Source organism: Bradyrhizobium sp. BWC-3-1, from assembly GCF_032917965.1.
GTDB classification, from domain to species: Bacteria; Pseudomonadota; Alphaproteobacteria; order Rhizobiales; family Xanthobacteraceae; genus Bradyrhizobium; species Bradyrhizobium canariense_D.
In genome coordinates this window covers 7,568,092-7,582,126 of sequence record NZ_CP136625.1, presented here as the reverse complement: position 1 = coordinate 7,582,126, position 14,035 = coordinate 7,568,092, and the positions used below count along the sequence as shown (strand labels likewise).

General features: G+C 58.4%; 14 protein-coding genes and 2 pseudogenes. 5 read left to right on the top strand and 11 right to left on the bottom strand.

Annotated elements, in window-relative coordinates; translation table 11 throughout:
- Positions 1-378 precede the first annotated feature (378 nt).
- The gene (ectB, locus tag RX329_RS36470) at positions 379-1,650 is read left to right on the top strand and encodes a diaminobutyrate--2-oxoglutarate transaminase (RefSeq protein WP_317245151.1); all 1,272 of its coding nucleotides are present in this window, start codon (positions 379-381) and stop codon (positions 1,648-1,650) included.
- A complete protein-coding gene (locus RX329_RS36465) occupies positions 1,631-2,473 on the top strand; it encodes a hypothetical protein (RefSeq protein ID WP_317245150.1) in 843 nt (280 codons plus the stop codon). The genes ectB and RX329_RS36465 overlap by 20 nt, the downstream gene beginning before the upstream one ends.
- Before the next feature lie 316 nt (positions 2,474-2,789).
- On the opposite strand, the gene RX329_RS36460 is transcribed toward RX329_RS36465, so the two are convergent.
- Positions 2,790-3,892 (bottom strand): IS3 family transposase gene (locus RX329_RS36460; protein WP_317245149.1). Its coding sequence is split into 2 segments (ribosomal slippage): positions 2,790-3,631 and positions 3,631-3,892, totalling 1,104 coding nucleotides; the frame shifts between segments, so codons are not numbered across the junction.
- A 455-nt stretch (positions 3,893-4,347) separates the two neighbouring features.
- Here RX329_RS36460 and RX329_RS36455 point away from each other — a divergent pair.
- On the top strand, positions 4,348-4,530 hold the full coding sequence (locus RX329_RS36455) for a hypothetical protein (protein WP_317245148.1): 183 nt from the start codon (positions 4,348-4,350) through the stop codon (positions 4,528-4,530).
- A 589-nt stretch (positions 4,531-5,119) separates the two neighbouring features.
- Here RX329_RS36455 and RX329_RS36450 read toward each other — a convergent pair.
- Positions 5,120-5,996, bottom strand: a pseudogene (locus RX329_RS36450) (IS630 family transposase).
- Between the two features lie 48 nt (positions 5,997-6,044).
- On the opposite strand from RX329_RS36450, the gene RX329_RS36445 reads away from it, so the two are divergent.
- Positions 6,045-7,331, top strand: coding sequence for an asparagine synthase C-terminal domain-containing protein (locus RX329_RS36445; protein WP_317245147.1), 1,287 nt, complete (start codon positions 6,045-6,047; stop codon positions 7,329-7,331).
- 363 nt (positions 7,332-7,694) lie between these two features.
- Positions 7,695-8,087, top strand: a complete 393-nt coding sequence (locus tag RX329_RS36440; protein ID WP_317245146.1) for a hypothetical protein — start codon at positions 7,695-7,697, stop codon at positions 8,085-8,087.
- A 52-nt stretch (positions 8,088-8,139) separates the two neighbouring features.
- On the opposite strand, the pseudogene RX329_RS42150 reads toward RX329_RS36440, so the two are convergent.
- The 9 genes and pseudogenes from RX329_RS42150 to RX329_RS36405 form a co-directional block, all read right to left on the bottom strand.
- Positions 8,140-8,259, bottom strand: a pseudogene (locus tag RX329_RS42150) (peptidase C39 family protein); the annotation flags it as partial.
- Positions 8,260-8,332: 73 nt separating this feature from the next.
- Positions 8,333-8,749, bottom strand: a complete 417-nt coding sequence (locus RX329_RS42145; RefSeq protein WP_410706539.1) for an ABC transporter permease subunit — start codon at positions 8,747-8,749, stop codon at positions 8,333-8,335.
- A 15-nt stretch (positions 8,750-8,764) separates the two neighbouring features.
- Positions 8,765-9,148 (bottom strand): hypothetical protein, encoded by a 384-nt coding sequence (locus RX329_RS36435; protein ID WP_317245145.1) that lies wholly within the window; start codon positions 9,146-9,148, stop codon positions 8,765-8,767.
- Positions 9,149-9,279: 131 nt separating this feature from the next.
- A complete protein-coding gene (locus tag RX329_RS36430) occupies positions 9,280-9,435 on the bottom strand; it encodes a hypothetical protein (RefSeq protein ID WP_317246471.1) in 156 nt (51 codons plus the stop codon).
- Positions 9,436-9,465: 30 nt separating this feature from the next.
- Positions 9,466-10,944, bottom strand: coding sequence for an IS66 family transposase (gene tnpC / locus RX329_RS36425; RefSeq protein ID WP_247904074.1), 1,479 nt, complete (start codon positions 10,942-10,944; stop codon positions 9,466-9,468).
- Between the two features lie 122 nt (positions 10,945-11,066).
- Entirely contained in the window at positions 11,067-11,423 is a 357-nt protein-coding gene (gene tnpB, locus RX329_RS36420) for an IS66 family insertion sequence element accessory protein TnpB (RefSeq protein WP_026233531.1), read from the bottom strand.
- A complete protein-coding gene (tnpA, locus tag RX329_RS36415; RefSeq protein WP_247476491.1) occupies positions 11,420-11,851 on the bottom strand; it encodes an IS66-like element accessory protein TnpA in 432 nt (143 codons plus the stop codon). The genes tnpB and tnpA overlap by 4 nt, the downstream gene beginning before the upstream one ends.
- A gap of 80 nt (positions 11,852-11,931) precedes the next feature.
- Complete coding sequence (locus RX329_RS36410; protein WP_317245144.1) at positions 11,932-12,315, bottom strand: ABC transporter permease; 384 nt, start codon at positions 12,313-12,315, stop codon at positions 11,932-11,934.
- A gap of 209 nt (positions 12,316-12,524) precedes the next feature.
- A complete protein-coding gene (locus tag RX329_RS36405; protein ID WP_317245143.1) occupies positions 12,525-12,974 on the bottom strand; it encodes a ParB N-terminal domain-containing protein in 450 nt (149 codons plus the stop codon).
- Positions 12,975-14,035 lie beyond the last annotated feature (1,061 nt).

Genomic DNA, 14,035 nt, shown 5'->3' with positions numbered 1-14,035 from the left:
CAGGAGAGACGCGAGACAACTTGGCGCACCAGAATATGCGCAAGCGCCGACTCTGAATTTAGCCAAGCTCGCGCAATCTGAGAATAAGGGTAGCTTGTTCGATGAGACACCTATTCACACAGGAGAGCTCAAAGTCGAGCTCGGTGACCAAGTTTGCGGACGGTCGAAAATCAAAGGTTTGCCAACACCCGAGTAGTGAGGGAGCTCCCTTGATGTGGCGAATCCAATCCGCGCCTGTGCGCTACCGGATAAGCCTTGGTCGATTAACTAGCAAAAAACTCGATGAGGAAATTACGCACTAATCGGCCGAACTGCCATAGTTCACAAGAACATCTATCACCGACCAAATGCCATGCTCATTAGAAATGGAAAATTGCAATGAATACCGAAGCTTTCGCGGCTCATGAGTCGAACGTTCGTCGGTACGGGCGATCGTTTCCAACAGTCTTTACGAAGGCGATTGGAGCGACAATTCAAGATGAGGCCGGTAAGACTTATATTGATTTCTTTGTGGGGTCCGGCGCACTCAATTACGGACACAACAATCCAACAATTATAGGCCCAGCAATAGAGTATCTCGCCGGCGGGAACATCATTTTGTCCCTTGATATGTATACAGCGGCAAAACGTGAATTCATCGAAGTTTTTGTCGAGTCGATATTGAAACCGAGAGGACTTTCTTACAAGATACAGTTTCCAGGACCGACAGGTACAAACGCGAATGAAGCGGCGCTGGCGCTGGCCCGAAAATATACCGGCCGCTCAAATGTTATGGCTTTCACAAATGCGTTTCATGGCATGTCGCTTGGTTCGCTCGCGGTTTCCGGTGCGGCTTCGACAAGGCAGCTGGGCGGAGTCGCTCGCCACGATGTGATCCGCGTGCCTTACGAGGGCTATCCGAGCCATGCGTTTGATTCTGCAGCTTACATTGACTACCTGATCGGCGACCCAGGGAGCGGCATAGAAAAGCCTGCCGCGATCATTCTAGAGACCGTCCAGGCAGAGGGCGGTATGAACACTGCATCGGCAGCTTGGCTGGGAGAAATTCAGAGCGTCTGCCGTAAGCACGGCATCGTTTTGATCATTGACGACATTCAGGCAGGTGCGGGACGAACAGGCGATTTCTTCTCGTTCGAGTTCGCCAAAATTGAGCCAGACATTGTGTGCCTATCGAAGTCACTGAGCGCGTCAGGGTTTCCGCTATCAGTCGTTCTGATGCGCCCCGATATGGATATATGGACGCCCGGGGAGCATAGCGGGACTTTCAGAGGCAACAATCTCGCGTTCGTGACCGCAGGGGCCATGTTCAAATTGTGGTCAGACAGACAGTTTAAGGCCGACGTCGAGAGCACAACTGCCAAGCTGCAAGCACATCTAGATCGCCTCGTTGATAAATTTCCGAGGTGCATCGAGCAAAAGCGCGGCCGTGGTCTAATGGCTGGTCTCAAGTGCCACTCACAGGCTGTCGTTGGCCGCGTGCACGATGTCGCGTTTCAGAATGGGCTGTTGATTGAAGCTTCCGGGCCAAATCGCGACGTCATCAAAGTCCTCCCCCCGATAACCATCACGGAGGACGAACTCGAACATGCCATGTCTATCCTCGAAAGTGCACTACAGGAGCAAGTCAGCGATGACCACGCAACCATCTAAGACGCCGGCCATTTCGCCTCCAGTGATCAGCGAGCGAACAGGAGCGATCTGCACTGCTGAGATCATCTCCGTACTTAAAGGCGACATCACTGCTTTGCATATCAAAGAGGGATTTAACATCGAAGTAGCGAACCAGATCACCGCAAACTTCATGCGTAATCCCGGCCTGAAGGAGCGGAGCGACGGTGTGCCCGGACAGTATGTTGGCTCATCTCACTACAGGAGAGATGCTGCGGCTTATTTCGCAGAATCAGAAAGTACGCGAGCTTCCGTCGCTGCCCTGTTCGGGACTTTGGTTGATCCGGTTCGCGGATTGTTTGAGGCGCTGAAACGTGACCTTCACACCCAGGGAGTCAAATTAAGGCTGGCTCGTTCGGCTCACGGTCAGGCGAACATTTGCCGCGCTCTCTCTTGGTCTGGCGCAGGTCCGTATGCATTAGAGGCTCACGACGACGTTGCCCAGGTCCTATGCGCCGGGAGAGACTACGAGCTTGCTGAGGTGGCGAGGAAGAATACCGTCGTAGCGCTCAATTTTTATGCCAGCATGCCCGAGCAAGGGGGCAACCTGCGGATCTGGAGTCATAAGCCGACGACAGCTGACCGAAAGTCTCAAGGTGTGGAGACAACGGGATATCCCTATCCGATAAGCTATCTCGAGGCGGTTCCTTATCATGATTTCAACCTCAAAGCAGGTGACATCGCCCTGATTGACGGCGGTTTCATTCACGCGGTTACTCGACAATCAGCCAGGGGAAAGCGTCGCCTCCTGCTGAACTGCTTTCTCGGATTTGCGGCACCGGATCTCGTCCTCTGGTGGACTTGAAGTTCGTCGAGCGGATGGATTGGCTTCTGCTGTAGTCTGCCTGATCCTCAAAACAAGCCTTAGCTGGCCAGAATCAGAGATTATCGAAGCATCGATCCTCAACCGAAGAGGCTGACATGAGCTGATGCAGCGACTGCTCCGGAAGCAGTTTGGGTCGTGTCCCCGGTGGTGGTGTAGCTCGGTAGAGCAAAGCCGCCCGGACGCGCGCCCTCTGACCTGCCGCTGAACTTTCGTCCATTGGCGATTAGAGTCTCGGCGGAATGTTGCAGCGAGACCGAACTTTGGACCAGCGAGAACTAGAGTTTTGCACCTCTGATCACGTTAGCGGGCTGGTTGCGCCGACGTGGTTTTGCAGCAAAATCGGCGGTCGATTGCCGATCGCCCCGTGGGGCCGTTCTTCATTGTAGTATCTGCGCCAAGCCTCCACCTTTTCCTGGGCGTCCGCAAGGGAGAGGAACCAGTGGGCGCTGAGGCATTCGGCCCGGAAGCGGCCGTTGAAGGCTTCGATGAAGGCGTTGTCGGTCGGCTTGCCGGGTCGTGAGAAGTCCAGCGTGACGCCGCGCTGGTACGCCCAGAGGTCAAGGTCGCGCGACACAAACTCGCTGCCCTGATCGACGCGGATCGTCGCCGGGAGTCCCACTTCGTTGCAGAGCCTTTCCAGAACCTCCACGACGTCGGTGCCGCGGAAGGTGAGCCGCGGCTCCAACGCGGGCGAGAAGCGCGAGAAGATATCGACGATCGTGAGCACCCGGAGCTTGACGCCGGTTGCGAGCTGGTCATGGACAAAGTCCATCGCCCAGATCTCGTTGACCCGCGTCGCTGGCCGTCGGTCATCGCGCAGCTTGGCCTTGACCCGGCGCTTGGGCGATTTGTTGCGCAATTGCAGGCCCAATTCGCGGTAGATGCGGCGGGTTTTGTTCTGGCCGTGACCCCACCCCTCGCGGCGCAGCAGGACGTGAACGCGGCGGTAGCCGTAGCGAACGCGGACATGACAGATCTCCTTGATCCGATCCTCGAGGGCAGCCTGGCCGGAGCGACGAGATTTGTAGTGGTATGTCGATCGGTCGAACTCAAGAGCCGCGCAGGCCTTGCGGATCGACACCTGCCACTCACCACAAACCTCCTCGACGAGCTTGCGCTTCCGACCAGGCTTCACAGTTTTCGGCGGATCACGTCCTGCAGCATCTCCTTGTCGAGCGACAGATCCGCCACCAGCTTCTTCAGCTTGGCGTTCTCGTCCTCGAGCTGCTTCAGCCGGCGCATCTCCGTCGGCAGCAGTCCGTCGTACTTTTTCTTCCAGTTGAAATAGGTCGCCTGGCTGATCCCGGCCTTGCGGCAGATGTCCGCAACCGGAACCCCGTCATTGCCCTGCTTCAGGATGAACGCCTTCTGGGCGTCCGAAAACCTCGAGGCCTTCATCGTCGTCCGCTCCTCCCAGCCGAGGGGATTCGGCAGCGCAAAACTCTAGCCAAAATTGGTCCAGTTTTCCGGCCTCAGATCACAGAGGGCCGGACTCTAACTTCAACTGGAGGAAATCGGCAGGGGCAGGTCACTCGGTTCAGACCAGATGGACAACCTCCTGAGAGACCACACCTAGGACGCTGCCGCGATCCGGCGGCGAGTAGCGCGTGTGGGGCTTCATCCCCACGCTGAGCGCCTTCGTCGGCACCCTCAGGCTTGCCGCATCCGCGAAAGGCTGAAGTCGGAGCCGCGCAAGTTCTCGAACGGCGCGCTCACCTCCGGCTCGATTAAGCCGATCCTCGGCGGCAACCGCGATCGACGTCGCGCTCATTAGCGCGCGCGGATGACGGGCCGGAGATTTCCGTGCCTATCCATCCGAGCCTCGAGCAACTCAACGCCTTGGCCTCGACGGGATGGCGAAGACCTTCGCGTACGTTGAAGCAATAGGCGAGAGCAAAGCAGCCGAATGGCTCGCGCTGCTGCTCGAACGTGAAGCCTCCCTGCGCCACGACTTGCAGCTCGCCCTCCACCTGCGCCTCCGGCCAGCAATCCCTTTTTGCAGCTTTCAGGAATCGACAGCGCGCATGAAAACCTAGACAATCGCAGGGGGCAGGAACCGACCGGCGTTGATAGGCTCTCCACTGTTCGTTTCTCACGAAGCTGTTTCTAATGTACTTCAGTGGAGCCGCTCTGGCGCCAGCCATCACACAGAATCGGAGTGCCGAAGAGCCGCACCTTCCGATAGCCGCTTCATGAGCCAGCTATGAGGCTATCCAGGTTGTTGATTGAAGCCGCGGCCGAAGAGACGACGAAGGAGAGGTGACTATGCAGTCGTGCAAATTTGAAGCTCTCTTCGGCTGCTCGCGCTACCGCATACGGCTTGGCTGACAACGCCCTTGAAAAAATGGCTACTGTCCCAAGTCGATTGTCGAGCTTTCATACGCAATCGAACTAGACACTTCAAAAAACGGACTGAGCTCCCAACAACAAACTAGTGTCTTTCGATCCGCTTGAGGCAACAATACATCTCGTTCGCGTGGAATGGCCCGCCTTCTTTCAAGACTGGTCATAGCGCGTGCGAAGCAGCTTTAAACCAGCACTCGCTTCATCACTAGTTTCCCGCAAACACGAAGCGAAGGAGGACAGTAGCACCCACCTACCGACAGTGGTGCCTTCGTTCCGAATCTAAAGCGTGATGGCATTAAGTTCGATAGCCTGAATTTTTGAGGCACATTCCTCGGAGGTGAAGGCGTCGAGCGCGTGGCTGATAGCGGCACAGACCGCGTCGACGGCTCATGCCGCGGCTTTGCGCAGCAGGTGCTTGAGCTTGGCAAAGACCTGTTCGATCGGGTTCAGGTCGGGCGAGTATTTTGGCAGGAAGAAGAGTTTGGCGCCGACGGATGAGCTGGCGAACTGCTTTGCTCCTATGACTGCCGAGGTTGTCCAAGACGACGATATCGCCGGGTGGAAGGGCGGCAAGGACCTTCTCAACATAGGTGCGAAAGCTCACATCATCGATCGGCCCTTCGATGAACCATGGCGCGTCGATCCGGTCATGGCGTAGGGCCGCCAGGAAGGCCATGGTCTTCCAGCGGCCGTGAGGAACCTCCGCTTGAAGTCTGTGTCCGCGCGGCGCCCATCCCCGCAGGGGCGCCATATCGGTCCTGGTACATGTCTCGTCGATGAAGACCAGCCGCTCAGCTTCGACGCGATCTTGGTACTTTGTCCACTGCGCTCGCCGCCTCGCGACCTTGCGTCGATCGCGTTCGCCACCCGCCACGCCTTTTTTGAAGCTGAGTTTCTCGGCATGCACGAAGTCCCACACCGAGTGGTAATCGACCTTCAGGCCGCGACGGGCGAGCTCGGCAACGAGACCGCGGATGGTGAAATCGCGGTCCCTGATCCGCTGCGATAGCCACACAGCGTGGTCTCCCGAAACCGCCTTCTTGTGACCGCCCATCCGCCCAGGCTCAACGCTGCCGGTCTCATCGACACGCTGCATCCAGCCGATGGCGGTGCTGATCGCGCCCCCAAACTGCTTGGCCGCCTGGTTGCGGGACATCCCGCCCTCGATCGCAGTGGCCAAACGTCCGCTCCAAGCTCGATCCGGTTGGATTATCAAGCCCTCTCCTACCGTGCCGTCTTCGGCGAGAGGACGCTGTTTGCAGATATTCGAAAGCGGCAGCGTGGAACCCGGCTTAAAATCACGGCGCAATCGCACGAACATTCACGTTGGTGGGATCCTGTCCACCTCGATGAGAGTGATAATTGCAGTTCTCTCGAAACCTTGATTGGAAGCGCACTGAACATTTGCTGCCCCACACTCCCGTCGCTGCGCTGCTTTCCGGAGGGCTCGATTCCAAGGCACTCGTCGCAAAAGCCGACACGCTTTACTGGAATCGTATGCAACGATGTATACGACGAAAGCCCTTATGCTGTCGAGGTCGCGAAATCCATCAAGCTCTCCCACGTCTTGGTCCAGCTGCCTGGGGCAATGAGCCTGGATGTCGTTAAGCGCCTTACAGCACTACGCGGTCATCCAATCGACATGCACAACGAAGCGGCGATGTATTTGCTTGCGCGAGCGGTCAGCCACTCTCACAAGGTTCTCCTTACCGGCGAAGGTGCCGACGAGATATTCCTTGGATATAGCCGGATCTTCAGATTGCCCTTTGACCTTCATCGACTAGCGTTGCTGGCCGCTTTGCCAGATGTCATTGGCGGCCCGGCGCGGCGTTATGTCGGCCTTCCCAAGTTCAAACCGAGCGAGTTCGAGTTCTTTCTCGCGCGCTACACCTACTTTCCTCAAGCCGAGAAGTTGGTGCTGGCGACGTCAGCCTGGAGAAAGGAAATCGTTCATGATGCAGGCCCGATCGATTTGATGAACAATGCCTACCATTCAGGCGGCGCCACTCCGGTCGAGCGCATAAGGCTATTCTTTGTACGGCGTCATCTACCAGCGCTGCTCGAGATGGTCGACAACACCACAATGGCAGCGGGGGTGGAGTCTCGCGTTCCCTTCGCAGACCACCGAATCGTTGCGCTGGCTCTGCGCATGTCGTTCTCAGAATATCTGCGTTGGAAACATGCCTTCGCCCCGTTTCAGGCGGCCTGCGCTCCGATTGAGAAATTTAGCGAAGCGCTCGACGTCTCGAAGGCCGCTCTGCGCGGTTTCTACCGAGATCGTCTGCCCCCAAGCGTGATCAGGAGAAAAAAGCTTGGGTTTCCGCTGCCTCTAGGAAAGTGGGCGACAGACCAAAGCTCGGAGCCGTTTCGGGATTTATCTTCAAAGGCTCTCCGGCGATCGCTGATTATCTCGATGTTGACGCTCTCCGGCGATGGCATGCGCGTCGCTCTCAAATGGCGAACGATACATTCGGAAAACAACTCTGGCTGATCTGCAATCTGGAGGTCTTCCTTCGTCAACCTTCTTCATAGCTGTTGTGGGGCCGGGTGCGGGAATGCTGCACCGCTTAGCGGAAGACGAGCCGGGTCGGTGTGGACAAGGGGAGAATGCCAGCCGACAAAAAGGTATGGATCGCTCGCGCTATCCGGTGCGCATGATCCGTTCTGAGGGGGCGGGAACTGCGCCAATGGAGAGGGAGAAGGACGTTGATGCTGAGAGAGGCCTCTCGTGGTCGCGCGCGCCCGGCGAGAAAACGCGTTTTGACGGACGCGCGCAAGGGACTGGCCTCATGATGGCTGGTTATGCTGCTGTTGAACTCGGTGTATATCGGCGCTGTCGAGCGCAGGCTGCTCGATGGCACCATTCGACACGGATCGTGACTATATCCTGGGCTTTTGCCGGCTACCAACTGCATTAGCGTTTGGGACCGGAAACGCTCGGCGCGTCAGGCCGACGTTGAAGGCTAGCATAAATCCTGGGAAGCGGAAGCGCGACATTCGCCATTTTTGGAAGGTCCGCAAGAATAACCGCCTTTTCCCGGCTGGGACCGAACTCGGTCATGCTGGCAAAGCCCGCGTGATCGGCGCGGGTGGCAGCATTCTCCTCGTCGGGATCTTTGAGAGGATCATTGAAAAAAACGTAATCGGGATCGGCCCCGCTCACCACCACTCAATGAGCCGCTTCGGCCAGCTCTCGCTCCTGGAGAATCTGCACAATCTCCATCTCGCCGCCTTGCCGAAGTGCTAGACTTAAGAAGAAGCCCATCATGGCTCACGACAACAAGCGCTGCGAAGCCGCGGCGTTTGATAGCCAAGGCCAGAACAACTGGTCCGCGGCCGCCGTGAATGGTCGTCGCCTCTCGCCAGATCTCGAGCTCAGCTGTTTGAATCGGCTCGTAGCGCTCGTCCAGCGCGGACATGACCATCATCAGGGAAGATGGTCCACAAGTGAACTTGCTCTTTTGCCGATACAGAGGGATGTTCCTGATCATTTTAGTTGTTGAGCGTTCGACGTCCGGACACGACATGACGTCTCCTCAGATGGATGTGAAAGAAGCTGGGCGAGGTCCCGTCCGGGGTAGGGACTCGCTGATTGTCATGAGAGCGATCGCTGTCCGCGACGACGAACCCTGGCGCGAGGGCGATCCACCAGGGGGTCATCAAATAGTCACTGCCGAATCCCACTATACTGCCCAAGCTGGACAGGGCGTTGCATCCCCCTCCCAGAAAGCTCAGGGTGCTTTCCAGGAGAACCGTCTCGGTGAGCCCAAGGGTTATGCCGACCACGATGGTCGGTGCACAGGCTGGGAGAATATGCCCTGCGTGGATATGAACCCGCGAAGCGTTATAGGCCCGGGCCGCCGTTACACGGAGCCGATTACGGGCCGTCAAAGCAAGGCCTCTCGCGATGCGGGCGTGGCGTTCTCAACCGTGCACGCCCACGAGACAGACAAAGGGTGCCAGCGAATTGCCAAATATCGTAATGACAAGAAGTGCGGTCATCATGAACGGCACAGCAGCCTGCACACCGACAAATGCCATGACTCCCTCGCGGAGCAGTCCGCCAAGCTCGGCCGCGAGGAAGCCCAACGAAACGCGCTGCGGGGTACTGATGAAGGTCCCGCCCACCGCAACGAGCATGCTGATCTGGACCGAAAATATCAAGGGAGCCAGGGCGTCCCGACCGAGCTCGTCAATGCCCAACAAATGGTCCAGCCTACCGCCGAAGAATGGTGGCGGCGAAAGCCGTGCATCCAAGGGGATCCGTGCTGGATGATGGGCGGAGATCACCTGAGCCAGTGCGGCCATCAACACACATCCGACAATCCATATCGCGGCACCATAGAGTCCCATTTGGGGCTGCTTACGAGGGCGGCGTCGAGCTTTCGAAGAACGAAAGATGTCTTCCAAGTCCATTCATACGCCCAGGCGATGCTCATCTATGTCTCTGAGGATTTCGAGCGCGGACCGAGCCAGGTGTAACCGAGATCGACGGCCAGGTTGGTGATGATCATCGCAGTGCCAGCAAGCAGGACAATTGCCTGCACCACTGGAACATCCCCGTTTGCGACTGAAGTGACGAAGAGGTTTCCTATACCGGGCCATGAGAAGAGTAAGCGTCGTTGTCAGGCCACGGCTTTGAGGGCTTGAGCGCGGTAGGCCCAGGGCAGTAGCAGGTCGATGTCGCGGTTTGGATGTCCGTTGACGATCCTGGTCAGGACGTCGGTGAGGTAGGCGAGCGGATCGACGTCGTTGATCTTGCAGGTCTCGACCAAGGAAGCGATGACCGCCCAATGCTCGGCGCCGCCGTCGGATCCTGCAAATAGTGCATTCTTGCGGCAAAGTTTGATACCGCGGATTGATCGCTCGATGGTGTTGTTATCGAGTTCGATCCGGCCATCGTCAATGAAGCGCGTCAGTCCTTGCCAGCGCGAGAGAGCATAGCGGATGGCCTCGGCGAGCTTGATCTTCTGGCTGATGAGAGCCAGCTTGGCGCGCAGCCATACCTCAAAGGCATCGGCCAGTGGTCGGCTCTTCTGCTGCCGCACGAGGCGACGCTCCTCCGCGCTGCGGCCGCGAATCTCCTTCTCGATCGCATAGAATGCGGCGATGTGGTTGAGCGCCTCGCTTGCGATTGGAGCGGGGCCGGCTGTCGCGAGTTCGTAGAAGTTGCGCCGCATGTGCACCCAGCAGAAGGCGAGCTCGACTCCGCCGCGTTCGGCAAGCTTTGGATAGGCGTTGTAGCCATCGACCTGCAGGACGCCCTTGAAGCCGGCGAGATGGCTGAACAGCCGCTCGGCTTTGCGGTCGGGTGCATAGACATAGGCAATGCCGGGCGGATCGAGGCCGCCCCAGGGCCTGTCGTCGGCTGCATAGGCCCAGAGCTGGCCGGTCTTGGTGCGCCCTCGACCCGGATCGAGCACCGGCACCGTGGTCTCGTCGGCGAACAGCTTGGATCTCGCGCGAAGCAGAGCGAGAAGGCGCTCATGCAGCGGGCGCAGATGGAAGGCGGCATGCCCAACCCAGTCCGCCAGCGTCGATCGATCGAGAGCGATGCCTTGGCGGGCATAGATCTGGGCCTGCCGGTAGAGCGGCAGATGATCGGCATATTTGGACACCAGAACCTGGGCGACGGTTGCCTCCGTTGGCAGGCCGCCCTCGATCAGCCGGGCCGGAGCCTCGGCCTGCGTGACGCCATCTTCGCAGGCTCGGCAGGCGTATTTAGGACGCCGGGTGACGACAACGCGGAACTGCGCCGGCACCATGTCCAGCCGCTCGCTCCTGTCTTCACCGATCCGATGCAGTTCGCCCTGGCAGCAGGGGCAGGTCTTGTCGTCGAGGTCGACGACGACCTCGATCCGCGGCAGGTGGGCCGGCAGTGCTCCGCGATTGACGCGGCGCTTGCGTGCGCGCTCCGCCCGGCCTTCCGGGGCTGTCTCGTCCCGACCAGCCTCGGCAAAGGCTGCGACCTGTTGGACGTCATCGAGGCCCAGCAGCATCTGCTCCTCGGGAAGCGACTCTGCCTTCCGGCCAAAGCGGTGGCGTTGCAGCTCCTTGATAATCTGACGCAGCCGCTCGCTCTCGTGAAGCGCTGCCAGCAGCATCGCCTTGAGCGTCTCGGGATCATCAGGAAGGTTATCGCTCACAGGTAAATCAGAGCATATTCGCGCCCGCTTGACGACGTGCTCGATGCCCCTGATTCACTTCGCCGCAGCACGGCTCACAATTATCCGACTTGCGTCGGCACGACCGTCTCCCGTGCCGCGTGGACACGCCGCCAATCGAGCCCTTCGAGCAGCGCCGACAATTCCGCCGCCGACAAACGCATCACGCCATCCTCGATCTTCGGCCAGCGGAAGACGCCGTCTTCGAGCCGCTTGGCGAACAGGCACAAACCCGTACCATCCCAGAAGATCAGCTTGATCCGGTCGGCGCGCTTGGCACGGAACACATAAACAGCACCCGAGAACGGGTCAGCCTGCATGTGCTCGCGTACCAATATGGCAAGCCCCTCCATTCCCTTGCGGAAGTCGACCGGCTTGGTTGCCACCATCACCCGGACAGTTCCGGACGGGCCGATCACCGGCTTGCCTTCAGCGCATGGACGATGGCCGCAATCATCGCCACATCCGCGCCTCGGCCGACCCGGATAGTGACGCCCTCGGCTTCGATCTCGATGCCCCCGATATCCGGCTTGGCCTTGCGTCGCGCTGTCTTGCGCTCATGGCCAACAGCCACGGCCGGTACCAAGGCGTCTACCACCGCCGGTACAAACGGTGGATCGTCAGCCATCGGCGTCGGCAACCGGCGTGCTTGCCGGCGCCAGGTGAACACTTGTTGTGGGGTCAGCCCGTGTCGCCGGGCAATCTCAGAAACGACGGCGCCCGAGACCAGCGTCTCCTCGACAATCCGGGCCTTGTCGTCCTTGGAGAACCAACGACGGCGTCCCGTCTCCGTGATCACTTCCAGCCGGCGCGCCGTCACGTCCGATCTAAGCGTATGGTCAAGCATAGACACAAGCCGATCCCTTCAAAGAGATCGTGAAACTCGCCTATCCCATGTGCCGCGAGAAGGTGGGAGCGGAACGACGCTTACTGAGAAGAGCGTCTCGACCACGGTAAGGCGGTTACCGTTCCGCCGATGAAGAGGCCAAGAACCGTCAGGATCGGAGCCGCCGCATTGGGCAATACGTGGTGGATCAACATCCGCCAGAACGGAATGCCGCGCGCAAACGCAGCCGACACATACCGGCTGTCCAGCGCTTCGCGAACGGCGACACGGGTGTCGCGGGCGAGCACGGCGGAGCTTGCGGGCGCCATGGTGACTGCCGGCAGAACCAGGCTGCGCCAGCTCTCCGCACCGCCGGAGGGGAACCAATTGAGGTGAATTAACAACACCAGCATCAGCACGATGCCCAGGCAGAAGCTGGGAAAGCACAGTCCCACGCCGGTTCCGATCGTGCACACACGGCCCATGAGGCTCGACGGAAGGACCGCGGCAGCTATTCCTACCGCAACGCCCGTGACCCTATATTGCGGCCTTCTGGTTTGGGGCACTAGCATTGCGGCAGCGCGGCCACCTTACAGTAAACTATCCAACAAGCAGCTATTTGCCGATCAGCCAGCGCGAACTTCGCTCGATGGGCGATGTAGCTCCACTAAATTCTCAAGCAACAAAGGGCCAATCATTTCAATCCGTTTTGAGCCACCAGCTGTTTCAGTGATTGTCGTCTCAACTCATCGAGGTTCACCGAGCAAGATGGCAGTGGGACATGTAGCCGGTGTCGTGTTGTCTTGTATTTCATCAGATCACCTGAAAGGCCGGCTTTGATAATACGCGCCGCATCAACAGGTGCCCCATCGGCCCAATAGGTTACTTCCAAATTGGGGTCGTCGTAGGAAAGCAGGACGCATGGAACGACGGCCAAACAGAGTCCGATCGCACAGAAGCAGCGATGGTGACCGTCCATGATCACAGAATGGCTGCGTTCAACTAAGATCGGCTCCGTCCACCTGCCCTCTTCCTTCATTGCCTTTGCCAGCAGCCTAGCTCGTTCAATGTCAATTTCTTCGGTGGGCCTCAGCCGCGTGACTTGCAGTTTAATTATGGAGTAGTTCGATCCAGCGTCATTCATTTAAGTAATCGCATCCCATCTTCGCTCCGCCACGGGGCGCTTGGATAAACACAAGCGATCTGCGAAAGAGCTCTGACGAGAATATGAGCAGGTATCGTGCCAAGGTAAGCAATTTTGAGGGCACTGATCGCAAGGCGCTGCGCCTTATATGTGATCGGAGGCCTGAAAATTACTGTCCCGCAATTTGCGTCTTCGAAACTCATATTATCGTAGTTCGGCCGCACTGTGGAGGCGAACATCCGGGTCAATAAGCAGCGCTTTGCGACTTTTGGTAATGCATTTTAGCGCGCCGGGGATGCACGTGAGTACGAACAAAGACTGGCGCGTTCGGCCCGGCACAGGTTGTCGGAAATCTTACGCATCGATTGTCTTTATTCTAACATCGACACGCCTGACCAGCATCGTATCGGATGGCGATGATTTCATAGAACGCTCTGTATCGCTCCTTCGAGAAACGCAAGCTCGAGCCATCTTGGTTCGTGCCTGTTACTGTTTTGCATAGTCGAGCCACTGACGTTCTAATTTCGGACCTCTGCCGAGAGCCTGTCGGTGCGACAATTGCGTCAAGTCCACAATCTGGAACAGCGAACCTGGCCAGGTGCGCGATGGTAGCGTGTTGTGGATCGGGTCGGGCGGGCGCTCAAGAACCGCGAGCGAATGGGTCTGAGCGACGGCTCGATCGCGCAAATCTCCTAGCCGTCACCGCTCGGCGCTCGAGGCCACCCCTGGCCAGCAGTGCGGAAACCCGAGCTGCCGGGTCGAACTTGGTCTTGCTGTGACGGAAGCGCAGGATTCTTCTTTTCTCTCACACTCGACCGTGATCTCTTCATCCTGCGCCATCCGCATGGGATGAGTTCGCGCCCTTCGCGTGCTGTTGCGATTGTGTTCTCTTCGTATTTCGGGATGGACGTAGCGAATTGCGCCATCCACGACATCTTGTGCCAAGACGGTGTCGGATTGACGAGAAGCAAGGCTGCCGCCGTGAACATCAACTTGATGTCCTTCAGTACCGTGGACCAGCTGTTCCAGACCTCCGCGTTCGAGGCAGAGAGCCGGCCACC